Here is a 24,500-nt window from a genome sequence, read left to right on the forward strand (position 1 = left end):
GACTACGGCCTCGTCGCCGATCTCTTCGAAGCTCTGCCCGAGTTGCAGAAGGCGCTCTGAGCCGACCAAGGTCTCGTTTTGCGACGATGATTTCACTGGAAAAATGCGTCGCGGCGCTTTATCACTTCACCGGGCCGGCTTGACCGGCCCGGTGTTTTTTTGCCTGCGCTGCGGGCGCAAATGACGGGGCGATAGCCGCTATGATCAAGAACGTCGGTATTGTGGGTGCAGGCCAGATGGGATGCGGCATCGCGCATGTCGCGGCCGTTGCCGGGTACAAGGTCCATATCTACGACCTGTCGCCCGAGCGCATCGAAACCGGCCTCGCGACGCTGAACGGCAATTTCGCCCGCCAGGTGTCCTCCGGCAAGATGACCGAGGATGAGCGCAAGAAGGCGATGGCGCTGATCAAGGGTTCGTCCGACATCAACGATCTCTCCGACGCCGATCTCGTCATCGAGGCCGCCACTGAAGACGAGACCGTCAAGCGCAAGATCTACGGTCAGGTCTGTTCCGTGCTGAAGCCGGAGGCGATTCTCGCCACCAACACGTCGTCGCTTTCGATCACCCGTCTCGCATCCGCCACCGACCGGCCGGAGCGTTTCATGGGCATTCACTTCATGAACCCGGTCCCGGTCATGAAGTTGGTCGAGCTCGTGCGCGGCATCGCCACCGAGGAAAAGACTTTCTCGGCCGCCAAGGAATTCGTCGCCACGCTCGACAAGACGATTACGGTTGCCGAAGATTTTCCGGCCTTCATCGTCAACCGTATCCTGCTGCCGATGATCAACGAGGCGATCTACACGCTTTATGAAGGCGTCGGTTCGGTGGACGCCATCGACACGGCGATGCGGCTCGGCGCAAACCATCCGATGGGCCCGCTCCAGCTTGCCGATTTCATCGGCCTCGACACCTGCCTTTCGATCATGCAGGTGCTGCATGACGGGCTCGCCGATTCCAAGTATCGCCCGTGCCCGCTCTTGGTAAAATATGTCGAAGCCGGCTGGCTCGGCCGCAAGTCCGGCCGCGGCTTCTACGACTACCGCGGCGAGGTCCCGGTTCCCACCCGCTGATCGGCGGAAGAATCCCCGAGCTGTCCGTTTCAGGGAAAATTGTTTCGCCTGCCGCCGGAGTGGCGGCAGGCCATGCCTCGGATGGCGTCGCTCCCGTCGCTATTGTCTGCCCGAATTCAATTTCCATTCGGGGTTTTTCAGATGAAACGTTTGCTCCTTCTCGGCGTGGCCCTTCTCGGCCTTGCCGCTCCGTTCTCCGCGCATGCCGCCGACAAGCTGCTCAACGCCTCCTATGACGTGGCGCGCGAGCTTTTCGCCGCCGAGAACGAAGCCTTCGTGAAGGCGCATCCGGGCGTCACCATCGACCAGTCGCATGGCGGCACCTCCAAGCAGGCGCGCGCCATCGTTGAAGGCCTTGAAGCCGATGTCGTGACCTTCAACCAGGTGACGGACATCGACTTCCTCGTGAAGAACGGTTTTGTCGCCGAAGGCTGGCAGCAGAAATTCCCGAACAATGCTTCGCCCTTTTACTCCTTCCCGTCCTTCCTGGTGCGCGCCGGCAACCCGAAGAACATCAAGGACTGGGCGGACCTTGCCCGTGACGACGTGAAGGTCATCTTCCCGAACCCGAAGACCTCGGGCAATGCGCGCTACACCTACCTGGCGGCCACCGCTTACGCCAAGGAAGCGTTCAAGGACGATCCGGCCAAGGTCGAGGAATTCATCACCAAGATCTTTGACAATGTGCCGGTCTTCGACACGGGCGGCCGCGCAGCGACGACGACCTTCGTCGAGCGCGAAATCGGCGACGTGATCATCACCTTCGAAGCCGAGACCAAGTCGATCGCCAAGCAGTATGGCGAAGACAAGTTCCAGAGCGTCGTACCGTCGGTCTCGCTTCTCTCCGAATTCCCTGTCGCCATTGTCGACAAGGTGGCAGACAGCCATGGCAGCCGGGATCTCGCAAAATCCTATCTCGACTTCCTCTATGCGCCGGAAGGCCAGAAGATCGCCGCTGAATTCGGCCACCGCGTCCATGACGAAAAGGTTGCCGCCGAGTTCAAGGACCAGTTCCCGGAAATCCGCCTCGTGAACGTCGATGACGTCTTCGGCGGCTGGAAGAAGATTTCCGAAGAACACTTCGCTGAAGGCGGCATGCTGGACAAGATCTACGGCAGCCGCTGATCGCCCAAAGCCATTGTTTTTCCGGCAACCGGCGGGCATGGAGCCCGCCGGTTGTTGGCATGAAAAGCGCGACGTATTCCGGTCGGAAACGCCACGCCCTTTTCCTGGAATTGCTTGAGAAAGGACGCGCGCTTTGAGACGGCGTGTACTGCCCGGATTGCCGCTCGCGCTCGGCATCACCCTTGTCTATGTGGCCATCATCGTGGTGCTGCCGCTGGCTGCGCTCGTCTTCAAGGCGGCAAGCCTCGGGCCGGCGGATTACTGGCGCATCATTTCGTCGGATCGCGCCTTCGCCAGCTACCGCGTGACGGTGCTCTGTGCGCTCGCCGCAACGGTCTTCAACCTCGTCTTCGGCATGGCGCTCGCCTGGGTGCTGGTGCGTTATCGTTTTCCAGGCCGCCGGCTGGTCGATGCGCTGGTCGACCTGCCCTTTGCGCTGCCGACGGCGGTTGCGGGCATTGCACTCACCACACTGTTTGCCACCAACGGCTGGTTCGGCGCGCCGCTGTCGCTTCTCGGCATCAAAGTCGCCTATACGCCGCTCGGCATCATCGTCGCGATGAGCTTTACCAGCATTCCCTTCATCGTGCGCACCGTGCAGCCGGTGCTGGAAGAACTGGATCCGGCGCTGGAGGAGGCCGGGCAGACGCTGGGAGCCAGTGACCTCTCGATCTTCGTCGGCGTCATCCTGCCGCTTCTGACGCCGGCGCTGCTCGCCGGCGTGTCGCTCTCCTTCGCGCGCAGCCTCGGCGAGTTCGGCGCCATCATCTTCATCGCCGGCAACCAGCCGTTCTCGACGGAAATTACCGCACTGCTCGCTTTCATCCGGCTCGAGGAATATGACTATCCGGCCTCCGCCGCGATCGCCTCCGTCATGCTGCTGACGGCCTTCGTGATGCTCGCCATCACCAACCTGATGCAGGCGCGCGCCCTGCGCTACACGGTGCGGGGCTGACCATGGTGCACAACAGAAAAGGCAAGCCGCCGCGGGTGGGCGACAACACGGTCTTCCGTCGTTCGCTGCTCGGCATCGTGCTCGTGTTCGTCGGGTTGATGATCGTCGCGCCGCTGGTCGTCATCGCGGTCGAGGCGTTTTCGCGCGGTGTAGTCTATTTCGCCGAGTCGATCGCCGATCCGGATACGCGCCACGCCATTCTGCTGACGGTCATCGCCGCGCTTATCGCCGTGCCGATCAACACGGCCTTCGGTGTGGCGGCCGCCTGGGCGATCACCAAACACGATTTCCGCGGCAAGCGGCTGCTCACCGTCATTATCGAGCTGCCCTTCTCGGTTTCGCCGATTGTCGCGGGCGTGGCCTATCTCTTCGTCTACGGCTTGCAGGGCCTGTTCGGTCCGGTTCTGCAATCGATGGAGATCAAGATCCTCTTTGCGCTGCCTGGCATCGTGCTCGCCAGCATGTTCGTGACGGCACCCTTCGTGGCGCGCGAGCTGATTCCACTGATGCAGGCGCAGGGGCGTGATCTCGAAGAGGCGGCGACATCGCTCGGGGCGAGCGGCTGGCGGACCTTCTTCTCCGTGACATTGCCGAACATCAAATGGGCGCTGCTCTATGGCGTCGTGCTCTGCAATTCGCGCGTCATGGGCGAGTTCGGCGCGGTCTCCGTCGTCTCGGGCAATATCCGCGGCCAGACCAACACGCTGCCGCTGCATATCGAGCTGCTGTATCACGACTACAACGCGGCCGGCTCCTTCGCCGCCGCATCCATTCTCGCCTGCCTCGCCATCGTGACGCTCGTCGTCAAAGTGGCGCTGGAGCGGCAGGGCGCAGGGCGCGTCCAGCGTCCCGCAGCACTTGCCGGCGCCGACAGCATCATTCCGGAGGTCAAACCTTGAAGATCCGCCTCGACAATGTGGTCAAGGAGTTCGAGACGTTTCGTGCCGTGCACGGCGTCTCGCTCGATATCGGCAGCGGCGAGCTGGTAGCGTTGCTCGGTCCGTCCGGCTCCGGCAAGACGACGATCCTGCGCATGGTCGCCGGCCTCGAATATGCCGATGCTGGCGCAATCTATTTCGGCGACGAGAACGCCACCGACATTCCCGTGCGCGAGCGCGGCGTCGGCTTCGTCTTCCAGCATTATGCGCTGTTTCCGCATATGACGGTGGGCGAGAACATCGCCTTCGGCATGAAGGTCTCCAAGGTGAAGCGCTCGCCGCAGGCGATTGCCGATCGCGTCAAGGAACTGCTCGACCTCGTACAGCTGAGTGGTCTCAAGGATCGTTTCCCCGCCCAGATTTCCGGCGGCCAGCGCCAGCGCGTGGCGCTTGCCCGCGCACTTGCCGTCGATCCGCGCGTGTTGCTGCTCGACGAGCCTTTTGGCGCACTCGATGCGAATGTCCGGCGGGACCTGCGCCGCTGGCTTCGAAAAATCCATGACGAACTCGGCATCACCACGCTTTTCGTCACGCATGACCAGGAAGAGGCGCTCGACCTCGCCGATCGCGTCGTCATTCTCAACAAGGGCAAGATCGTTCAGGAGGGCACGCCGGAAGCGGTCTGCCGCAACCCCGCCGATGCCTTCGTGATGAATTTTCTCGGCGATGCCAACAAGCTCGATGCGGATATCCGCGGCGGCAAGGCCTATGTCGATGCAGTCGCCTTCGATGCCGAAGGCGTCGCCGATGGCAGCGGGCAGATCCTCTTCCGCCCGGCGGATGTCAGCTGGCGCGAGCACGGCCACGGCATTGCCGCGCGTATCCTGCGCGTCATCGACCGGCCGGATTCGCGCCGCGTGCTGGCGATGACCGGCAGCGGCCAAGCCGTCGAGTTCGATACCGCGCCGGAATTCCCGCACCGCAAGGGCGAGGAAGGCTTCATCGACATCCGCCGGCCGCGCGTCTACGCGGCGGCTTGACGGCATCGCAGGAAACAAGCCCCCTCATCCGCCTGCCGGCACCTTCTCCCCGTGAGGGAGAAGGGATATGCCGCAACATCTCTGTTCCCCTCTCCCCCGCGGGGAGAGGTCCGCCGAGCGAAGCGGAGGCGGGGTGAGGGGGAACCCCGCCCATCGTGCGTGCTGCGTTCAGCTCTTTGGCGTTGCCAGCGCGGCGTTGATCAAGGCCTTGGCGTCCTCGCTGTCCCAGGCGGCGGGGCCGTTCATGGCGGAGATCAGGCAGCCCTTGTCGTCCATCAGCAGCGTAACAGGCAGGCCGAAGGCAAGGCCTTCCTTCTTCAGCGTATTGAAGACACCCATCGAGGCATCGCGGTAGTAGCCGAGTTCGTTGACGCCCGTTTCATTGAGGAAGGCTTTTGGCTTCTCGTCGTCACCGGTGTCGATATTGATCGCCACGACCTCGAACCTGTCGCTGCCGAGCTCCCTTTCGAGCGCGTTGAGTGCGGGCATTTCTTCGCGGCAGGGGCCGCACCAGGTGGCCCAGAGATTGACGAGCAGGGTCTTGCCGGCGAAGTCGGCGATCGTTTTCTTCTTGCCGTCCGGTCCGTCGAAGATGAGGTCGGGCAGCGGGCGATGTTCGTCGACGGTGCGCATGGCGGCGACCTGGCCCTTCGAGAAGGGCGTGATGGCTGCTGCTTTTTCGGCAGCGGCGGCGCAGGCGGCGGGATCGGCGGAGGCCACCGCGCCATTGCCAGACAGGCTTTCCTTCACGTATATCGCTGCACCACCGGCGAGAAGTCCGGCCAGTCCCGCGATGGCGATGAGCTTCGTGGCGGGCAGGCCGAGTTTCTTCTTCACTGTCATTTCTTTCTCCAGGATAGGCATCCCATGGCTGACGGCAATTCCGAGACGAAATCCTCGAACCAGATGTGGGGCGGCCGTTTCGCCTCGGGACCGGATGCGATCATGGAGGAGATAAATGCCTCCATCGGCTTCGACAAGAAGCTTTACGCCCAGGACATCCGCGGCTCAAAGGCGCATGCCGAAATGCTCGCCCATCAGGGCATTATTTCGGCGGACGATAAGGAAAAGATCGTTCACGGTCTCGACACGATCCTGTCAGAGATCGAAAGCGGCCAGTTCGAGTTCTCGCGCCGTCTCGAAGACATCCATATGAACGTCGAGGCACGCCTTGCGACGCTGATCGGCCCGGCCGCCGGCCGCCTGCACACCGCCCGTTCGCGCAACGACCAGGTGGCGCTCGATTTCCGCCTCTGGGTGAAGGAAGAGCTGCAGAAGACGGAAAAGGCGCTGACCGGCCTGATCGCCGCCTTCCTTGATCGCGCGGAAGAGCATACCGACACCGTCATGCCCGGCTTTACCCATCTCCAGACGGCGCAGCCGGTGACCTTTGGGCACCATTGCATGGCCTATGTGGAAATGTTCGGCCGCGACCGCCAGCGCGTGCGCCACGCCATCGAACATCTCGACGAGAGCCCGATCGGCGCCGCAGCACTCGCCGGCACCGGCTATGCCATCGACCGGCACATGACGGCCAAGGCGCTCGGTTTCCGCGAGCCGACGCGCAACTCGATCGACACCGTGTCGGACCGCGATTTTGCGCTGGAATTTCTGTCGATCGCGGCGATCGCCGCTGTCCACCTGTCGCGCCTTGCCGAAGAGATCGTCATCTGGTCGACGCCGCAGTTCGGTTTCATCCGTCTGTCGGATGCCTTCTCCACCGGCTCCTCGATCATGCCGCAGAAGAAGAACCCGGACGCCGCCGAGCTGGTGCGCGCCAAGACCGGCCGCATCAACGGCTCGCTGATCGCGCTGCTCACTGTCATGAAGGGCCTGCCGCTCGCCTATTCCAAGGATATGCAGGAAGACAAGGAACAGGTTTTCGACGCCGCCGAAAGCATCGAACTGGCGATTGCCGCGATGACCGGCATGGTGCGCGACATGACGATCCGCACGGACAAGATGAAGGCGGCGGCCGGCTCCGGCTATTCCACCGCCACCGACCTTGCCGACTGGCTGGTGCGCGAGGCCGGGCTTCCCTTCCGCGACGCCCACCATGTGACGGGCCGCGCCGTGGCGCTTGCCGAGAGCAAGGGTTGCGACCTCGCCGAACTGTCGCTGGAGGACCTGCAGGCGATCCATGCCTCGATCACCGCCGACATCTTCAACGTGCTGACGGTCGAGGCCTCGGTCGCCAGCCGCAAGAGTTTTGGTGGCACGGCGCCCTCCGAGGTCAGGAAGCAGATCGCCTGGTGGCGGCAGCGGAACTGATCAGGTTGCTTGCAGGACTCATCAGCAGATTAAGGGTGCACAAGGGCGGGCGAATTCGCTAAGGATGATGCCCACCCGACCACCCGAGTTTCCAGGGAACGCTTCATGACACGCATCGATATCGGCAGGCTGGCTCTTGTGCTCTGCCTTTCCGCAGCGGTTCTCACTGCCTGCGGCCGCAAGGGCGATCTCGACCTGCCGGGCGGCGCAAAACCGGTCTTCAAGACGATCGACGGCAAGAAGGTCGAGCAGGTCGAGGACAGGCCCTTCATTCTCGATCCCCTTCTCTAATGTTTCTTAACGCAATTCCGGACGCAAAACCGCTTCGCACTTTTGCTGGAATTGCTTGCAACGGACAGCAACCGTGAACCATTTCGAGCATCGCGACGGCATTCTTCATGCAGAGGACGTGCCGGTTCCTGAAATCGCCAAGGCGGTCGGCACGCCCTTCTACGTCTATTCGACGGCCACGCTGGAGCGCCACTACAAGGTCTTTTCGAAGGCCTTCGATGGCGTCGATGCCATGGTGTGCTACGCGATGAAGGCGAATTCGAACCAGGCGGTGCTGAAGACGCTCGCCAGGCTCGGCGCCGGCATCGACGTGGTTTCGGAGGGGGAACTGCGTCGTGCGCTTGCCGCGGGCGTGCCCGCCTCGCGCATCATGTTCTCCGGCGTCGGCAAGACGCCGCGCGAGATGGATCTGGCGCTTGAGGCCGGAATCTATTGCTTCAACGTGGAATCCGAGCCGGAACTCGACGTGCTGAATGCCCGCGCCGTCAAGGCCGGCAAGGTCGCGCATGTCTCCTTCCGCATCAATCCGGATGTCGACGCCCGCACCCATGCCAAGATTTCGACCGGCAAGAAGGAAAACAAGTTCGGTATTTCCTGGGAGCGCGCCCGCGCCGTCTATGCCCGTGCGGCCAGCCTGCCGGGCATCCAGGTCACCGGTATCGACATGCATATCGGCAGCCAGATCACCGAGCTGCAACCCTTCGAAGACGCTTTCCGGCTGCTGCGCGAACTCGTCGATACATTGCGCGCCGATGGCCATACGATCGATCATGTCGATGTCGGCGGCGGTCTGGGCATTCCCTACAAGACCGACAACGCGCCGCCGCCGCTGCCGGATGCCTATGCGGAGATCGTCAAGAACGAACTCAAGGGTCTGAACTGCAAGATCGTCACCGAGCCCGGCCGCCTGATCGTCGGCAATGCCGGCATCCTCGTTACCGAGGTGATCTATGTGAAGGACGGCGGCGAAAAGACCTTCGTCATCGTCGATGCCGCCATGAACGATCTCATCCGTCCGACGCTTTACGAAGCCTGGCACGAGGTGCAGCCCGTCGTCATTTCCGCCGCCAACGCGCCGCGCATTCGCGCCGATGTCGTCGGTCCCGTCTGCGAGACGGGCGACTATCTGGCGCAGGACCGTGAAATGGCGCAGCCGAAGCCCGGCGATCTCATCGCCGTCGGTTCGGCGGGTGCCTATGGCGCGGTGCAGGCCGGCACCTACAACAGCCGCCTGCTGATCCCCGAGGTGCTGGTCAATGGCGCGGAATTCCACGTCATCCGCCCGCGTCTCACCTATGACGACCTGATCGGCCTCGATTCCGTCCCGGCCTGGCTCGCCTGACAAAAGCTTGAGGCGCGTGATCACGATTTTGCGCGCGCCCTCGTCTTCGCCACAAAGCGTGTTATCTTTTAGCCTGTGAAATCATGCGGAGAGCGGCGAACGATGGCGATTGAAAAGCAGCGCAAGGCGGGGGCGAGCGACAATCCGCTGGCGCGCCGGCTTGCGGGCAAACGCCTCGCCGCCCAGACCATCCTCTATATCGAAGCGCTGGCGCCACGATTGCTGCCGGTTCTCCTTCTCGTCGCGGCCTTTTTCGCGCTGACGTGGTTCGGCTATTTCCGCCATGCGCCGGCCTGGCTGCATATTGCCACGCTCGTCGCCTTCGCGGGTGGCTTCGTTGCGCTTCTGCTGCGTCTTCGCGGTCTCGCCTGGCCCTCGACCGATGATGCCTATCGCATGCTGGAAGCGCGCAATGCGCTCGCCCACCAGGCGATCCGCGTACAGGACGACCGACCGGCGGGCGGCGATGCCTTTGCGGAGGTGCTCTGGCGCGAGCATCAGGCCCGCATGGCGCGGCTTGTCGGCTCGCTGCACACCGGCGCGCCTGAACCCGATATAGCGCGTCACGACCGCCATGCGCTGCGCGCCATTCCGGTGCTGCTCGTCGTGATTGCCTTTGCCTTTTCCTACTCCAACCGCGGCGGCCTGCTTGCCGATACGATTTCCTTCCGGGCTCCGCTCGAATCGGCACCGGATGTGCGTATCGATGCCTGGGTGACGCCGCCGGCACATACGTCGCGCGCACCTGTCTTCCTCACCGGCAACGGGCAGGGCGGCGAGGCGGAGGCAGGCAAGGGCGGAATCCGCATCCCCCAGTTCAGCGAGCTGACCGTCCGCGTGACCGGGGGCAGCGGCGATGAACCCGTGAGCTATCAGGTTGCGGGCGACAGTACCGCCACGACGATCCGCCCCGAGGAAGAGAAACCGAAGGACGAAAAGACCGGGAGCGCCGCGAGTGGCGCCAAGGTGCCGGTTGTCGCCGGCGCCAAGACCATGCACTACGAGATCCTGAAGGATGGCACGCTGACGGTCGATGGCCGCACCTGGACCTTCTCGGTCATACCGGATCGCGTGCCGGATATCGCCTTCAACGGCATTCCCAAGAAGACGGTCGCCTCGGCGCTCGAAATCAGCTTTATCGCCAAGGATGACTACGGGCTTCAGGAGGCTCGTGCGGAAATCGTGCCGGTCGAGGAGGCGAAGGATGCCCGTCCGCTCTACCCGCTGCCGGAATACCGCCTCGATCTGCCGCGCCGCAGTGCGCGTGAGGCCAAGGGCACGACCAGCCGCAATCTTTCCGAACACCCGCTCTCTGGCAAGCGCGTGAAGATCACGCTGGTCGCGAAGGATGCGGCCGGGCAGGAGGGCCGCAGCCAGCCGGTCGAGATGATCCTGCCTGAAAAGACCTTTTTCGAACCGCTCGCCGCCGCCGTCGCCGAACAGCGGCAGGTTTTCGCGCTCGATGCCAACCGGCTTCCTTTCGCCATTGCGCTCAACGAGGCGCTGACGATCCGCCCGGAGGAGACGATCCCGAACCTGACGCACTATCTGCTGCTGCAATCGGCAGCCGCGCGCATGAAGCTTTCGCGCACGGACGACCAGATGCGCGAGACCGCCGATTATCTCTGGGAGATCGCGCTCGGCATCGAGGACGGCAATCTTTCGCTCGCCGACCGGCGCCTGCGCGAAGCGCAGAAGGCGCTGTCCGAAGCGCTGGAGCGCAATGCCTCCGATGAGGAGATCGCCGGGCTGATGAAGGAACTGCGCGAGGCGATGCAGGCCTATATGCAGGAGCTTGCCAAGCAGGCGGCCAAGAACGGCCAGATGCGGGAGAGCGCCCAGCAGCAGGGTCAGGTGCTGCGCCAGCAGGATCTGCAGCGTATGATGGACCAGATCGAAAATCTGGCCCGCTCCGGCGCCAAGGATCAGGCGCAGCAGATGCTTTCCGAGCTCCAGCGCATGATGAACAATCTTCAGGCCGGCCGCCCGCAGCAGGGCCAGGGCCAGCAGAACGACGCCATGCGCCAGCAGATGGACAAGCTCGGCCAGCTGATGCAGCAGCAGCAGAAGCTGATGGAAGAGACGTTCAAGCTCGATCAGGCGCTCCGTGACCGCCAGCAGCGCGGCGATCCGATGCCGGGCGAAGAGGGCGAGCAGCAGCAGCCCGGCGACAACGGCGCGGGCCAGCAACCGACGGACCAGATGACGGCCGAACAGCTGCGTCAGGCGCTGAAAGACCTCAAGGCGCAGCAGGACGGCCTGGGCAAGCAGCTTGGCGAGGTGCAGAAGGGCCTGAAGGACATGGGCCTCGATCCGGGTGAGGGTTTCGGCAAGGCCGGCCGCGAGATGAAGGGCGCCTCCGAAGCGCTCGGGGATGGTCAGGGCGAGCCGGCCGTCGGCAGCCAGGGGCGTGCGCTGGAAGCGTTGCGCCAGGGCGCGCAGAGCATGATGAGCCAGATGCAGGCGATGGGCGAGGGCCAGGGACCGGGCGAAGGCATGCCGCAGGCCGGGCGCAATGGCCGCGATCCGCTTGGCCGCGAGCGCAACACCAACGGTCAGGGGCCTGATTTCGGCGGCCCGACGAAAATCCCGGAGGAAATCGACATCCAGCGGGCGCGCGAGATTCTCGACGAAATCCGCCGCCGGCTCGGCGCCGGTACGTCGCCGGGCTTCGAGCGGGACTATCTGGAGCGGCTGCTCGGCATTCGCTGAGCAAGCCGGAATTCAGAATTTTAGCGAAAGATCAGGCGGCGAGGGCCTGTGCTACGGCGCGGCGGATATCCGGCAGGCTGAAGGGTTTGCTGACGACGTCGACGATTTTCTGCGAGAGGTCGTCGGCGCGTTCGCGCTGGTCGGCATAGCCGGTCATCAGCAGGATCTTCAACGCCGGATGCGCGGCGGATGCCTTGTGGGCAAGCTCGATGCCATCCATGACGGGCATGCGGATATCGGAAAGCAGAAGGTCGAAGCCGCCGTCGGTGAGCGCGTCGAGACCGGCTGCGCCATCCGGCGCCTCGACGGTCTCATGACCATCCAGTCGCAGCGCACGCGCCACGAAGATGCGCAGCGAATCCTCGTCTTCGGTGATCAGAATCTTCGCCATCGGTTCCCCTTCGGCCGCTCATCCGGCCGTGTCCCGTGCGCATCGTGAGAGGCGCGACATCAAAAGCGCAACACTGCGAACCGGTTCATTCCGACGCAGCGGCTTGCCTGAAAAGATCAGACTTTCCTTGTCGATCGGTAAACGACCGATGGGGGGAATTCGAGGGGGTCGGCGATGGCCTATTCGGCGTCGCCCGTCACGATGCCGACGAAGGGCAGTTCGCGGAAGGCGTAGGCGACGTCCATGCCGTAGCCGACGACGAAATGATCGGGGCATTCGAAGCCGACATAATCGGCTTCGAGATCGGTCTTGCGCTTTTCGCGCTTGTCGAGCAGCACGGCGATCGTGACGTTGCGCGCGCCGCGCTCGTACATCAGTTCCTTGGCGTAGCTCAGCGTGCGGCCGGATTCCAGGATATCGTCGATCAGCAGGATATCGCGACCATGCACGTCGCTATCGATGTCCTTGGTGATCTTCACACCCTGGGAGACCGTGCCGGTGCCGTAGCTGGAAAGCGTGATGAACTCCACCTCCGGAGCGAGGCCGGCGGCATGCAGGGCGCGCGTCAGGTCGGCGGCGAAGATGAAGGAACCCTTGAGGACGGCGATGACGAGCAGGTCGCTCGTCGGGCCGGCGGCGATCTGCGCGGCAAGCTCTTCGTTGCGCTTGGCGATCTGGCCGGCGTCGTAGAGCGTTTCGATCTTCTTTCCGCGGACAATCTGCATCGCGAGGCGGCTCCTTGGGTGGCGCAGGCTCCGGCTGGTGCGGCGCGGATCTGCGCAGAAACAAAGGTGCCGCTTAGCACAGTCAGTTGGCGGGTGCACCCTCGGCGGCAAGCGAAACCGAGACTTTCGGCACTTTTCCGCCGCCATACGGGACGCGAAGCGCGAAGTGTTCGCTGGCGCCGGGGGCAAGCGTGGCGGTTTCCAGAGCCACGCGGCGGTGCAGCGGCTTGTCGGTGCCTTCAACGACAATGTCGATCACAGGCACCGCTTGCACCGTATCAGCGTCATTGTGAAGGCGGCCATAGACGGCCAGCACCTTCATGCCGTTGCGGTCGTCGATCGTGGTGATGACATCGGCGATACGCAGCGACGTTCCGGTGCCGGTTGCGGGGAGGGCTGCCCTGAGCGCCGTCAGGCCGCCCGCATAGGCGAAGACGAAAACGAAGATCGCGGCGACGAGGCCGGCGAAGGCGCGGCCGGAAAGAAGCTGCAGGCCGGCTTCACAGAACCGGGCGATGGCGGCCGCGACCTGGACGAGAGCGTGCCGGACGCCATCGGGCGCTTGCGCCGTGCGTTGCGGGCGGACATTGTCGTTGGAGGTGCGGGTGGTGCCGGCGCGGATCACGACAAAATCGGCGTCGACCACTTCGAGCCGGGCGGGCGCGCGCCTCTTGTGTGTTTCCGCCGGCCTCCTCGGCTCGGGCGGCAGCAGGTCGATCCGGCCTTTCGCCTCGCGCCTTGCTTTGAAAGCGTTCATCGCGAACTCCGCTTCCCCCTTCTCACACGCAAATCATCCGCGAAAAGTCGGGCATTGAATGAAATCCTTACGAAACGTAAACCATACTGGTTAATGCTTCGGAAACCTGACCGTGAAAGAGCCGCTTTCCTGTGCGACGTCGGCCACGATACGGCTGGGTGACCGTGCATCTCTTTGATTATGCAACTCCGAACGCAAACCGTTTCGCACTTTGCCGGAATTGCTCATGAACCGGATTGGCCATTGATTCACTTCGAGAATGTCGGACTGCGCTACGGGATGGGGCCGGAGATCCTGCGTGATCTGACCTTCGATATTCCGCGCCGGTCGTTCCAGTTCCTGACAGGCCCCTCGGGTGCAGGCAAGACGACGCTGCTGCGCCTGCTTTTCCTGTCTCTACAGCCGACGCGCGGCATCATCAGAAGCTTCGACCGGGAGGTATCGAGCATCCCGCGCGACGAGCTGCCCATGCTGCGCCGGCGCATCGGCATCGTCTTCCAGGATTTTCGCCTGCTCGATCATCTGACGACCTACGAGAACGTCGCTCTGCCGCTGCGCGTGCGCGGCAAGGACGAATCGAGCTACAAGGCGGATGTGCTGGAGCTTCTGAAATGGGTCGGACTGGGGGAGCGGATCAACGTTCTGCCGCCGGTGCTGTCGGGTGGGGAAAAGCAGCGTGCGGCAATCGCCCGCGCGCTTATCGACCGTCCGGAGCTGCTGCTCGCCGACGAACCGACCGGCAATGTCGATCCGCCGATGGCGCAACGCCTGCTCAGCCTCTTTCTCGAGCTCAACCGTCTCGGTACGGCCGTCGTCATCGCCACGCACGACCTGTCGCTGATGGATCAGGTCGAGGCGCGCCGCATGATCCTCTCGCAGGGACGGCTCGACATCTATGACTGAGGCCCCCCGCGAGACCGCTCAGGAAGCGCAAGGCGCCCGCCGCCCGGAAATGAAGGTGCGCCCGACGGCGCCCATCGTGCCGCCGTCCAACGTGTCGGGCAATGCGCTGATGGCCGTCATCGCCATCATGGCCTTCCTCGCCTGCCTCACCTTCGGGGCGGTCAACATGGTGCGGGCAACGGCGTCGAGCTGGCAGAGCCAGATTTCCCGCGAGATCACCATCCAGATCAAGCCCGACGACGCCATCGACATGGAGCAGGCGCTGAAGGATGCGCGCGATCTCGCGCTCACATTTTCCGGTACACGCGACGGCACGATCGTCGATCGCGAGGCGACCGCACGCCTGCTCGAACCCTGGCTCGGCGAAGGGTTGAACCTCGACGAACTGCCGGTGCCGCGCCTTGTCATCGTTACCATCGACGAACAAAGCCCGCCGGATTTCACCGCCATGCGCAAGGCGCTGTCGGCGAAGATCCCGCAGGCCTTCCTCGATGATCACCGCACCTGGGTCGACCGCCTCGTGGCGATGGCGCGCACCACGGCCTTCATCGGTACGGGTGTTCTGGTCCTCGTCTTCTCGGCCATGGTCCTGACGGTCGTCTTCGCGACGCGCGGCGCGCTTTCGGGCAACCGCCATATCGTCGAAGTGCTGCATTTCGTCGGCGCGGAGGCGGGTTTCGTCGCATCGGAGTTCCAGAAGCATTTTCTGAAGATCAGTCTCAAGGGTTCCATCGCCGGTGGAGCGCTCGCGGCTCTGTTCTTTGCGGTTGCCGGCTTCTGGCAGGGGCGCTCCATCGCGACCCCGCAGAGCGACCAGGCGACGGCGTTGTTCGGCTCCTTCTCCATGGGGCTGACCGGTTACCTCGGCATTGCCGCGACCATTGCGGTGATCGCGCTTTTGACCACGCTGACGGCCCGCTTCACCGTGATGCGGACGATCCACGAAATCGACCAGATCCGCTCCGATCCGTCGCGCACCGATCAGCTGCCCGACACATGATCGTCGTCGCCGAACCATCGCCGCGAAACGGGCTAGCCGTTGCCGCAATCGGGTTCTATGGACGGAATCATGAGCGGGTTTGAACGGGCAAAAGCGGGGCTGTCTGACGGCACCCGGCCGGAGACGGAAGGGCGGCGGCGCAAGGGCCCCGTCCGTATCGCCGTGCGCGTTCTGCTCGCCGTCCTCATCCTCGCCGCCGCCGCCGGCCTTGCCGGCTTCCTGCATTTTGCCGAGACCGTCGCAACGCTCGAAGCGCCGCGCGATCCGAAGGCGGACGCCATCGTGGTGCTGACCGGCGGTTACCAGCGCATCGACCATGCGATCGGGCTGTTGAAGCGCGGTGCTGGCGAGCGGCTGTTGATCTCGGGCGTGAACCCCACGACGAGCGGCAACCAGCTGCGCAAGCTCACGCAAAGCTCCTCGATCCTTTTCGAATGCTGCGTGGATATCGGCTATGACGCCGTGGACACCATCGGCAATGCCAACGAGACGGCGCGCTGGATCAACGATCATCGCTTCCGCCGGGTGCTGGTCGTCACCAACAACTACCACATGCCGCGCAGTCTTCTGGAGCTGGAGGTCAGCGATCCCCAGACGGAATTCATCGCCTATCCCGTCATCAATACGGATCTGCGGAACGGCAATTGGCTGCGCCAGCCCGGCGTTGTGAAAGTCATGCTGTCGGAATATCTGAAATACACGCTGGCCCGTGTGCGCGCCATGGCGGGCGCCCGCAGCTGGTCTGGCCTCCGGGGCGATCTGGCGGGCGATTGAGTTCGGCGGACAGGAGTTCCCCCGCTCGCCAATATCGTGTAGGGCGAAAAGACCGTTTCGCACACAGGCTGCCCGATGATCGCTCTCCGCTCCGTGCTCTTCAATACCGTCTTCTACATGAATCTCATCGCGCAGATGATCGTCATGACGCCCCCTTATTTTCTTTTGCCGCGCAAGAAATCCTACGCCATCGCCAAGAACTGGGCGCGCAGCAACCATTGGCTCTTCGCCAAGATCGTCGGCACGACCTTCGAAGTCGAAGGATTGGAGAATATTCCGAAGGGCGGTTACATCTTCGCGCCGAAGCATCAGTCCTTCTGGGACGCCTATGCACCGCTGCCCTGGCTTGAGGATCCCCTCTATATCCTGAAGCGGGAACTGACATGGATCCCTTTGTTCGGCTGGTATCTGAAGAAGCAACGCATGGTGGCGGTCGATCGCTCGGCCCGCGGCAAGGCGATGGCTGCCGTGATGGAACGCACCAAGACTGAAATGAATGCCGGCCGCCAGCTCATCATCTATCCCGAGGGTACGCGCCGTCCGCCGGGTGCAGCGCCGGAATACAAATACGGCATCGCCCGCCTCTACCGGGACCTGCAGGTCCCGGTCGTGCCGGTCGTTATGCATCCGGGGCTTTTCTGGCCGCGCCGTAAGTTCATCCGCTATCCCGGGCATTTCAAGGTGCAGATCCTGCCGGCGATCCAGCCCGGCATGGATCCCGATGCCTTCCTCGCCCATCTCATCGATGTCATGGAAACGGCAAGCGACCGCCTGCTGGTCGAGACCGCCGAGGCGAACCCGTCGCTGCCCCTGCCGCCGATCGCGGCGGCGCGCGTGGCGGAGTTGAAGGGGCGCGTCGCCTGATCAGGCCGGCGTGCGGCCGTGGAGCGTGTCCGCCTTCCGGCCGACATCCTCCAGCCAATGGTCGCGGATGCCCATTTCGCGCAGATGCGACAGGGTATTGCGCACATAATCGATATTGTGCCCGGACTTGCCGACGGCGGAGCTGACGGTCGCCGCCGCCTCCTCGACCGTGAGAGAGCCGGCAAACTGGTGGTGCGCGCGATCGCAGATATAAGCGAGCGTGGTGATGCGCCGCCCGTCGCCGAGTGTCGCCGACAGAGTACGCTCCTTGTAGACATGGGTCACGAGTTCGCGCTCGCGCAGATAGTCGGTAACGGGCTCACGGCTTTCGGGTGCGACACGAAAGGCGACGCCGCGGCAGGAGCCGCCGCGATCGAGGCCGAGCACAAGGCCGGGCTTCTCCTCGGTGCCGCGGTGAACCCAAGAGCGTACGCAAAGCGACCGGCGGAAGCCGAAGAGGTGGGCAGGCTGCCGTTCCTCGAATTCGAAGCCCGGATTCCACATCAGCGATCCATAGCCGAACACCCAGAATTCGTTCATATCCACCGTCACGGTCATCATCTCTTCGTTGTCGCGGTTGCGAGTGCAAAACCGCTTCCACACTTTTGCTGCAACAGCTCTAAAAGCCGCCGCAATTGCCGGCTTTGTCGCGCTTGCGGGCAAATCACGTCCGCCACCATTGGAGAACAACATGGCATCGTCAAGCCGCACGGACGCTTCCGGCGTCACGCGCAAACTGATCCGGCTCGGTGTTGCCGTGGTAGTCGTCATCGCGCTCTATACGGGCGGGTGGTTCTATGTCGCAAGCCGGGTGAAGGAAACGGTCGACCGGGAGCTTGCCGCCTCCGAACAGGGCATGCATTCTGCCTCCTGCAGCAATCTCTCCGTGCGCGGCTTCCCTTTCCGCATCGGACTCTTCTGCGATTCGGTCGCGCTCGACGACCGTCCGACGGGTCTTTCGGCGACATTCGGCGCGCTGCGTTCGGCCGCCCAGGTCTATCGGCCAGGGCATGCGGTGCTTGAACTCGATGGCCCAGCGCAGCTGCGCATCACGCCCGATCTGGTCTTCGATGCGGACTGGGATCTTCTGCGTGCCAGCGCCACGGCCTGGACAAATGGGCTCGACCGCGCCTCGCTTGCCTATGACGGGCTGAAGGGCAGGCTCAACGTGCCCTCGGAAGGCATTTCGATCGGCGTGGCCGCCACCCATGGCGAAAAGCATATCCGCCAGTCCGGCGCGGCGCTCGATCTTGCGGCCTCGTTTAGCGCGCTTTCGCTCGATCTCGGCGACCGTGCCCTGCCGCCGCTCGATGTGGCGGTGGACATGACGATCTCCGATGCCGCCAAGTGGATTTCGACGGAGGGGCCACCGGCCGACGCGCCGCTCGGCGCGAGCGTGGAACTGCGTCGGCTCTCGCTTGATCTGGGTGACGGCAAGGTGGCGGCTCTGTCCGGCCCGCTGAAGGTCGGTGACGACGGGTATCTCTCCGGCTCGCTGGATCTCGACATATCCGGCATCGTGGTCTGGCGCGACCGGATTTCCGAAGCGTTTCCGGAAATCGCGGATACGGCGGCGCAGGTTGCGCAAGCCATCGAGGGCCTGTCGAAAGGCAACGATCGGGCCGTGGTGAAGCTCAAGGTCGAGGACGGCACGGTCTATCTCGGGCTCTTCCCGATCGCCTTCATCCCACCCTTCTGATCTCAGCCTTTTTTGTCGGCGACCGGACGGCCGAAGTTCGGCGCCGACGTATCCTGGCCGGCATCGATGATCGAGCGGCGGATGGCGCGGGTGCGGGTGAAGAGGTCGAAGAGCTTTTCACCGTCGCCCCAGCGGATCGCGCGCTGCAGATAGGCGAGGTCCTCGGAAAAGCGCGAGAGCATTTCGAGGATCGCGTCTTTGTTGTGCAGGCACACGTCGCGCCACATGGTCGGGTCCGAGGCGGCAAGACGCGTGAAATCGCGAAAACCGGATGCCGAATATTTGATGACTTCCGATTCCGTCACGGTCTCGAGATCGTCGGCGGTGCCGACGATGTTGTAGGCGATGATATGCGGCAGGTGGGAGACGATGGCGAGCACCTTGTCGTGATGTTCGGTATCCATCTCGTCGACCTTCGACCCGAGCGCCTCCCAGAAGGCGGCGAGCTTGCGCTTGGCGTCCTTGTCGGTGCCATGTACGGGGGTGAGGATGCACCAGCGGCCCTGAAAGAGTTCAGCGAAACCGGCGTCGGGGCCGGAATGTTCCGTGCCCGCCAGCGGGTGGCCGGGGATGAAATGCACGCCCTTCGGGATGTGCGGCAACATCTGCGCAACCACCGAGGCCTTGGTGGAGCCGACATCGGTGACGATGGCGCCGGGTTTCAGATGCGGGGCGATTTCCTCCGCCACCTTGCCCGAAGCACCGACGGGCACCGAGACGATGACGAGGTCCGCGCCCTCGACGGCCTCGCCGGCATCGTGCACGTAGTCGGTACCGAGTTCCAATTCCCGGGCGCGATCCAGCGTCTCCTGGCTGCGGCTGGAGATCGTAACGGTCTTGGCAAGACCCTTCGCCTTGACGGCGCGGGCAATGGACGAGCCGATGAGGCCGATGCCGATCAGCGTGATCTTGTCGAAATGTCCGTCCGTCATGCCCGTCGTTCCCTTGCCGTGGTCCTGTTGGCTCTAGCGGGCAGGCCCGGTTTTGTCGAGGGGATCAGCGTCCGGCACGGTCGCGTGTGGTGGGTACACCCTGCGGCGCCATCACGGGCACGAAGACGCGGCGCGAGGCACGGGCGGCGACGGGCAGGCCCTGATAGAGCCGTTTCTGCGCCTCCACGACGATGACGCCTGAAAACATCGGCCAGAGCATACGTCCCATCTTCTCGAAGACACCGCGCAGCTTCAGCACGCTGCGCAGTTTCGAAGGCGGGAAGAACAGCGCCTCGGCGCTGGCCCCGGGGGTGAAGTTGGTTTCGCGCAGCAGCGCGGTCAGCTGGCCGCGCGAATAGGGCCGGCCGGAGCCGAATGGCGTGTGCTCCATGCGCGCCCACACGCCGCGCCGGTTCGGTACGACGATGACGAGACGTCCGCCCGGCGCCAGCACGCGCCAAAGCTCCTTCATCGTCTCACGCGGGTTTTCGGCGAATTCCAGCGAATGCACCATCAGCACGCGATCGACGGAAGCGTCCGGCAGCGGCAGTTCCTCGTCGAAGACCAGCGCCGTCGAGGACAGTTCCGACGGCGGCCAGTTCACCGCACCCTGGCCGGCCGGCATGAAGGCGAAGGTGCGTTCCGTATCGGCGCGGAAGCGTTCGAGATAGGGCACGGCATAGCCGAGCCCGACCAGCCGCTCGTCCGGCAGGCGCGCCCAGAGCGACGCCAGCGCCATGGAGATCGAATGATCGGCGAGGCGCCCGAGCGGCGAATGGTAGAATTCACGGAGGTCGACGATGTCTGCATGCATGGCCTCCATGTTAGTGGGCGGCCGGTGGACTTCAAGGCCGATTGCCTTACATTCGCCCGCGAAACCGAACGCCGTGCCAAGGACCCTGCCATGAACCCGTTGGAAATCGACCTCTTTGCCTGCCGCAGCGACAATTTCGGCGTTCTGCTGCACGATCCGGTTTCCGGTGCGACCGCGAGCATCGATGCGCCGGAAGAGCAGGCGATCCTCGATGCGCTCGCCCGTCGCGGCTGGACGCTCAGCCATATCCTCACGACCCATCACCACAATGATCATGTCGAGGCCAATCTAGCGCTGAAGGCACGTTTTGGCGTCGAGATCATCGGTCCGGCGCGCGAGGCGCCTCGCATTCCCGGCATCGACCGAACGGTGGACGGCGGCGACACGTTCGATTTTGCCGGCCGGCGGGTCGAGGTCATTCTGACGCCGGGTCACACGCTCGGCCATATCTGCTTTTACCTGCCGGAGGAGAAGCTGCTCTTTGCCGCCGATACGCTTTTCGCGCTCGGCTGCGGCCGCCTCTTCGAGGGCACGTCGGCGCAGATGTGGGATGCGCTCAGCCGCCTCGCCGTGCTGCCGGACGAGACGACGGTCTATTTCGGGCACGAATATACGCTGTCCAACGGCCGTTTTGCCCTGACCGTCGATCCTGAAAACACGCTCCTCGCAAGCCGGGTCGCCGGGATCGAGAAGCTTCGCGCCGCCGGCGCCTTCACCGCGCCGACGACGATCGGCCTCGAAAAGGCGACGAACCCTTTTCTGCGCGCCGCCGATCCGGCTGTCCGCCGCCACCTCGGCATGGAGACGGCAAGCGATGCCGACGTCTTTGCGGAGATTCGCGCGCGAAAAGACCGCTTCTGAGGCTCAGGCCGCCGCGGGGCTCTTGCGAAGAACCATGTCCTTGGCGGCAAGTATTGCACCGCCCGTGACAAGCAGGCAGGCAAGGCCGATGCTCCAGGACGGCTCGGCAAAGCCGCTGAGGATCAGGACGAGCGTCGAGAGCAGCGGGGCAGCATAGCTCGCGGCCCCCAGAATCTGGATGTCGCCGTTCTTTACGCCGAAATCCCAGACGTAGAAGGCGGCTCCGACAGGCAGGAGGCCGAGACCGGCGACGGCGAGCCATTCGAAACTTGTTTGCGGCCAGACGGTGGTTTCCAGCATCAGGTGGCAGACGAGAGAGAGGATGGATGTGGCGAGACAGAAGCCGGTCACGACATCGGTCGAAACGGCCTCGAAGCGGCGCGTGGCGAGCGAGTAACCGGCCCAGGTGAAGGCGCAGAGGAAGGCCGCGCCATAGCCGATGAGATAGGCGCTGTCGAAATCGAAGCCGTTGCGGCCGACGATGAGCGCGGTTCCGCCGAGACCGAGCAGCGTGCCGAACACGTGGTTCCATTTGAGTGTTTCGCCGGGCAGCAAGGCCGAGCCGGTGACGATGAGCAGCGGCCACAGATAGGCGATCAGGCTCGCCTCGACGGCTGGCGCGTTGCGCAGGGCCGTGAAGTAGAGGAAATGGTAGCCGAACAGGCCGAGAATGCCGGTGAGCCAGACCTTCGCCGGCTGCCTGAGCTTCGCGATACGCTCAGGCCGCATTGCCAGCACGACAAGGCCGGGCAGGCTGCCGATCAGGAAGCAGACGGCCGAGAGCTGGAAGGGCGGCATCTTGCCCGAAGCGGCGGTGAAGAGGGCGAGCAACGCCCACATGAGGATCGCCGTAAAGCCGATCAGGGTTGCACGCGTCTTCAAGGCCGGTCACTCCACGGGTCTCGACCCGCAGGGGCTGATGTCATTCGCCGAAGCGCGTGGCCGAGACGGTGACAGGGCCGAGCGAGGTCGGAATCTTCACATAAACAGGAGCATATACATTCGCCGCTTCGGCCTTGGCAAACCAGATTTCCATCGTGCTCAGCTTGCGCAGATATTCCACGTCATGGCGGCCTTTCCTGAAGCCGGATTTGGGGACGAAGCGGATGCCGCAGACGATGGCGTCGCCTTCGAAGCCCTTGGTGGAATAGGGCCGGGTGCCCTTGGAACTCAGCTTCAGGTCCATGCGGGATTCGCCGTCGAAGATCGGCAGCGTCTTGGGGCAGACGCGGCCGCTGGCGGGAATGATAAGGCCGGAAATCGGGTCGAGCACCGCGCGCATGTCAGCCTTGGATACGGACACCCAGTTCTTCGGTTTCTTGCGCGGCGGCGTCATGCTGGCGGTGATGACATTGCCGTTGCGGAACGTGACATCGATGGCGCGGCTGCGCTTGCCGCTCCGGTAGTCGACGCTGTAGCTGGTGGCGTGCAGCCGACCATGGCTGACGACGCCGGAAACCGACGTCGATCCGTGGGTGCTCGAAAAGATATCGGCAAGGCCTGCCGACTGCATGCTGCCGGAAATCTTGTAGCGGTCGCCATTGAACTGCGAACGGAAGGTGGCGGTCGCGACCGGCAGGCCGGAGAGACGGATGCTGTAATCGGTCCGGTGCTCGATTTCGGCCGAGGACACGGGCGTGGCACTCACCCCGCAGAGAAGCGACAGGGCCGCGCCAGCAATCCAACTCTTCCCGCTCATCCCGACGACTCCCATTGAGACGCTCCGCCTAATCGGCCAATGCGGCGATTCTACGCCGCGGCCCAATCACGATCTCGTTGCTATTGCCTGCAAATCATGGCTTTTGGCAACTGAATTCAGGCTGAACGGCAGGTTTGGCTTGACGTCGCTGGCGACTGTGACTATAGAACCGCGACTTCTCAAAAAGGCCAGATGGACTGCGGCCGGTTTCGGTGCCGGAAACGTATTGTCCAGAACCAAGAAAAAATAGGTGTACCATGTCCCGTAGTTGCGAATTGACCGGCAAGGGCGTCCAGTCGGGCAACAATGTGAGCCACGCAAACAACAAGACGAAGCGCCGGTTCCTGCCGAACCTGTGCAGTGTCACGCTGATTTCCGATGCCCTCGGCCAGCGTTTCCGTCTTCGCGTTTCCGCTGCTGCTCTGCGTTCCGTCGAGCACCGCGGTGGTCTCGATGCCTTCCTGCTGAAGGCTGAAGAAAACGAACTGTCGATGCGCGCTCGTCTGCTGCGCCGCCAGATCGCCAAGAAGACCGCTGCTGCTGTCGCTGCCTGATTTCAGGCGCAGCCAGATCGTTTTCATTGAGGCTTGACCGGGTTCCGGGCAGGCCTCAATGCTTTGCGTATAGATCACGCAATGCCGGGCGCAAGTCGCTCTGACATTGCCCATAGCACTCCAACTGGTGGCATCACCCAGGATAAAAAAATGCTAGCGAACCGCATTACCCTTCTTTACGTCCTCCTGATGACGGCCGTTGTCGTCGCCTCCAACGTGCTCGTGCAGTACCCGCTTTCGGGTGAGCTCCTGGGTATCAATCTCGGCGACCTCCTGACCTATGGTGCCTTCACCTATCCGGTCGCCTTCCTCATCACCGACCTCACCAACCGCCAGTTCGGCCCGCGCATCGCGCGCCGTGTCGTGGCCGCCGGTTTCCTGGTTGCCGTGGTTTTCTCGTTTGCCGTCGCATCGCCGCGCATCGCCATAGCTTCCGGCTCGGCGTTCCTGCTTGGCCAGCTGCTCGATATCTCGGTGTTCAACCAGCTGCGCCGACAGACCTGGTGGCGCGCGCCGCTGTTTGCCTCGCTGTTCGGATCGGTGCTGGACACGGTAATCTTCTTCTCCTTCGCTTTCGCGCCGGTCTTTTCGGTCTTCGGTCCGAACGACGCCTTCGCCATCGAATGGGCGCCTGTTCTGGGTGTGCTGACGGCGGAAGCCCCGCGCTGGATCTCCTGGGCGCTCGGCGATTTCAGCGTGAAGGTGCTGGTCGGTTTCGTCATGCTGCTGCCCTACGGCGCGCTCATGAGCAAGCTGAAGCCGATGCCGGACGTTGAAAAACTGGCCTGAGAGGTCTGAGACGACGGAAGTCTGAAGCCGCCTGCCTCGCGCCGGCGGCTT

The 24,500-nt window shown here is 63.6% G+C and carries 27 protein-coding genes; 18 read left to right on the plus strand and 9 right to left on the minus strand.

The window, feature by feature from the left end; translation table 11 throughout:
- The 6 genes from MUO32_RS26740 to MUO32_RS26765 form a co-directional block, all read left to right on the plus strand.
- A partial coding sequence (locus MUO32_RS26740) for a hypothetical protein (RefSeq protein WP_257951417.1) occupies positions 1–184 on the plus strand: 184 nt, incomplete at its 5' end.
- Between the two features lie 16 nt (positions 185–200).
- On the plus strand, positions 201–1,073 hold the full coding sequence (locus MUO32_RS26745) for a 3-hydroxybutyryl-CoA dehydrogenase (RefSeq protein ID WP_257951418.1): 873 nt from the start codon (positions 201–203) through the stop codon (positions 1,071–1,073).
- Positions 1,074–1,214: 141 nt separating this feature from the next.
- Complete coding sequence (gene cysP, locus MUO32_RS26750) at positions 1,215–2,198, plus strand: thiosulfate ABC transporter substrate-binding protein CysP (RefSeq protein ID WP_257951419.1); 984 nt, start codon at positions 1,215–1,217, stop codon at positions 2,196–2,198.
- 133 nt (positions 2,199–2,331) lie between these two features.
- Positions 2,332–3,153: a sulfate ABC transporter permease subunit CysT gene (cysT, locus tag MUO32_RS26755; RefSeq protein WP_257951420.1), complete on the plus strand. Its 822-nt coding sequence runs from the start codon at positions 2,332–2,334 to the stop codon at positions 3,151–3,153.
- 2 nt (positions 3,154–3,155) lie between these two features.
- Positions 3,156–4,052, plus strand: a complete 897-nt coding sequence (gene cysW, locus MUO32_RS26760; RefSeq protein ID WP_374708728.1) for a sulfate ABC transporter permease subunit CysW — start codon at positions 3,156–3,158, stop codon at positions 4,050–4,052.
- Positions 4,049–5,071 carry a sulfate/molybdate ABC transporter ATP-binding protein gene (locus MUO32_RS26765; RefSeq protein ID WP_257951421.1) on the plus strand — a complete coding sequence of 341 codons (1,023 nt, stop codon included), beginning with the start codon at positions 4,049–4,051 and terminating at the stop codon, positions 5,069–5,071. Before cysW ends, MUO32_RS26765 begins: the two co-directional genes overlap by 4 nt.
- A 168-nt stretch (positions 5,072–5,239) precedes the next feature.
- Here the strand turns inward: MUO32_RS26765 and MUO32_RS26770 are convergent, their stop codons facing one another.
- Complete coding sequence (locus MUO32_RS26770) at positions 5,240–5,914, minus strand: TlpA disulfide reductase family protein (protein WP_257951422.1); 675 nt, start codon at positions 5,912–5,914, stop codon at positions 5,240–5,242.
- Between the two features lie 24 nt (positions 5,915–5,938).
- On the opposite strand from MUO32_RS26770, the gene argH reads away from it, so the two are divergent.
- From argH to MUO32_RS26790, 4 genes are all read left to right on the plus strand, one after another.
- A complete protein-coding gene (argH, locus tag MUO32_RS26775) occupies positions 5,939–7,342 on the plus strand; it encodes an argininosuccinate lyase (RefSeq protein WP_257951423.1) in 1,404 nt (467 codons plus the stop codon).
- 105 nt (positions 7,343–7,447) lie between these two features.
- The gene (locus tag MUO32_RS26780; protein WP_257951424.1) at positions 7,448–7,633 is read left to right on the plus strand and encodes a lipoprotein; all 186 of its coding nucleotides are present in this window, start codon (positions 7,448–7,450) and stop codon (positions 7,631–7,633) included.
- A 73-nt stretch (positions 7,634–7,706) separates the two neighbouring features.
- Positions 7,707–8,975 carry a diaminopimelate decarboxylase gene (gene lysA / locus MUO32_RS26785; RefSeq protein WP_257951425.1) on the plus strand — a complete coding sequence of 423 codons (1,269 nt, stop codon included), beginning with the start codon at positions 7,707–7,709 and terminating at the stop codon, positions 8,973–8,975.
- Positions 8,976–9,077: 102 nt separating this feature from the next.
- Positions 9,078–11,687, plus strand: a complete 2,610-nt coding sequence (locus tag MUO32_RS26790) for a TIGR02302 family protein (protein WP_257951426.1) — start codon at positions 9,078–9,080, stop codon at positions 11,685–11,687.
- Between the two features lie 31 nt (positions 11,688–11,718).
- Here MUO32_RS26790 and MUO32_RS26795 read toward each other — a convergent pair whose 3' ends face one another.
- The 3 genes from MUO32_RS26795 to MUO32_RS26805 all read right to left on the minus strand — a co-directional run bounded on the left by MUO32_RS26795 (position 11,719) and on the right by MUO32_RS26805 (position 13,560).
- Positions 11,719–12,078 (minus strand): response regulator, encoded by a 360-nt coding sequence (locus MUO32_RS26795; protein ID WP_257951427.1) that lies wholly within the window; start codon positions 12,076–12,078, stop codon positions 11,719–11,721.
- Between the two features lie 179 nt (positions 12,079–12,257).
- Complete coding sequence (hpt, locus tag MUO32_RS26800; protein ID WP_257951428.1) at positions 12,258–12,803, minus strand: hypoxanthine phosphoribosyltransferase; 546 nt, start codon at positions 12,801–12,803, stop codon at positions 12,258–12,260.
- An 82-nt stretch (positions 12,804–12,885) separates the two neighbouring features.
- Positions 12,886–13,560, minus strand: coding sequence for a hypothetical protein (locus MUO32_RS26805; protein WP_257951429.1), 675 nt, complete (start codon positions 13,558–13,560; stop codon positions 12,886–12,888).
- A 243-nt stretch (positions 13,561–13,803) separates the two neighbouring features.
- Here MUO32_RS26805 and ftsE point away from each other — a divergent pair, with 243 nt between their 5' ends.
- From ftsE to MUO32_RS26825, 4 genes are all read left to right on the plus strand, one after another.
- Positions 13,804–14,463, plus strand: a complete 660-nt coding sequence (gene ftsE, locus MUO32_RS26810) for a cell division ATP-binding protein FtsE (protein ID WP_257951430.1) — start codon at positions 13,804–13,806, stop codon at positions 14,461–14,463.
- A complete protein-coding gene (locus MUO32_RS26815; RefSeq protein ID WP_257951431.1) occupies positions 14,456–15,463 on the plus strand; it encodes an ABC transporter permease in 1,008 nt (335 codons plus the stop codon). Before ftsE ends, MUO32_RS26815 begins: the two co-directional genes overlap by 8 nt.
- A gap of 69 nt (positions 15,464–15,532) precedes the next feature.
- Positions 15,533–16,237, plus strand: a complete 705-nt coding sequence (locus MUO32_RS26820) for a YdcF family protein (protein WP_257951432.1) — start codon at positions 15,533–15,535, stop codon at positions 16,235–16,237.
- 75 nt (positions 16,238–16,312) lie between these two features.
- Entirely contained in the window at positions 16,313–17,101 is a 789-nt protein-coding gene (locus tag MUO32_RS26825; protein WP_257951433.1) for a 1-acyl-sn-glycerol-3-phosphate acyltransferase, read from the plus strand.
- Here the strand turns inward: MUO32_RS26825 and MUO32_RS26830 are convergent, their stop codons facing one another.
- On the minus strand, positions 17,102–17,653 hold the full coding sequence (locus tag MUO32_RS26830; RefSeq protein WP_257951505.1) for a gamma-glutamylcyclotransferase: 552 nt from the start codon (positions 17,651–17,653) through the stop codon (positions 17,102–17,104).
- Positions 17,654–17,792: 139 nt separating this feature from the next.
- On the opposite strand from MUO32_RS26830, the gene MUO32_RS26835 reads away from it, so the two are divergent.
- Complete coding sequence (locus tag MUO32_RS26835) at positions 17,793–18,800, plus strand: DUF2125 domain-containing protein (RefSeq protein WP_257951434.1); 1,008 nt, start codon at positions 17,793–17,795, stop codon at positions 18,798–18,800.
- 2 nt (positions 18,801–18,802) lie between these two features.
- Here MUO32_RS26835 and MUO32_RS26840 read toward each other — a convergent pair whose 3' ends face one another.
- The gene (locus tag MUO32_RS26840; RefSeq protein ID WP_257951435.1) at positions 18,803–19,732 is read right to left on the minus strand and encodes a prephenate/arogenate dehydrogenase family protein; all 930 of its coding nucleotides are present in this window, start codon (positions 19,730–19,732) and stop codon (positions 18,803–18,805) included.
- Between the two features lie 64 nt (positions 19,733–19,796).
- The gene (locus tag MUO32_RS26845; protein WP_257951436.1) at positions 19,797–20,546 is read right to left on the minus strand and encodes a class I SAM-dependent methyltransferase; all 750 of its coding nucleotides are present in this window, start codon (positions 20,544–20,546) and stop codon (positions 19,797–19,799) included.
- A gap of 90 nt (positions 20,547–20,636) precedes the next feature.
- On the opposite strand from MUO32_RS26845, the gene gloB reads away from it, so the two are divergent.
- On the plus strand, positions 20,637–21,407 hold the full coding sequence (gene gloB / locus MUO32_RS26850; protein ID WP_257951506.1) for a hydroxyacylglutathione hydrolase: 771 nt from the start codon (positions 20,637–20,639) through the stop codon (positions 21,405–21,407).
- Between the two features lie 3 nt (positions 21,408–21,410).
- Here the strand turns inward: gloB and MUO32_RS26855 are convergent, their stop codons facing one another.
- Together MUO32_RS26855 and MUO32_RS26860 are read right to left on the minus strand one after the other, a co-directional pair.
- Complete coding sequence (locus MUO32_RS26855) at positions 21,411–22,289, minus strand: DMT family transporter (protein WP_257951437.1); 879 nt, start codon at positions 22,287–22,289, stop codon at positions 21,411–21,413.
- Positions 22,290–22,329: 40 nt separating this feature from the next.
- The gene (locus tag MUO32_RS26860; protein WP_374708729.1) at positions 22,330–23,106 is read right to left on the minus strand and encodes a DUF3108 domain-containing protein; all 777 of its coding nucleotides are present in this window, start codon (positions 23,104–23,106) and stop codon (positions 22,330–22,332) included.
- 257 nt (positions 23,107–23,363) lie between these two features.
- On the opposite strand from MUO32_RS26860, the gene rpmB reads away from it, so the two are divergent.
- On the plus strand, positions 23,364–23,660 hold the full coding sequence (gene rpmB / locus MUO32_RS26865; RefSeq protein WP_257951439.1) for a 50S ribosomal protein L28: 297 nt from the start codon (positions 23,364–23,366) through the stop codon (positions 23,658–23,660).
- A gap of 150 nt (positions 23,661–23,810) precedes the next feature.
- Complete coding sequence (locus tag MUO32_RS26870) at positions 23,811–24,449, plus strand: VUT family protein (RefSeq protein WP_257951440.1); 639 nt, start codon at positions 23,811–23,813, stop codon at positions 24,447–24,449.
- Positions 24,450–24,500 lie beyond the last annotated feature (51 nt).

The sequence above is a fragment of the Shinella sp. CPCC 101442 genome (assembly GCF_024704725.1).
Taxonomy (GTDB): Bacteria; Pseudomonadota; Alphaproteobacteria; order Rhizobiales; family Rhizobiaceae; genus Shinella.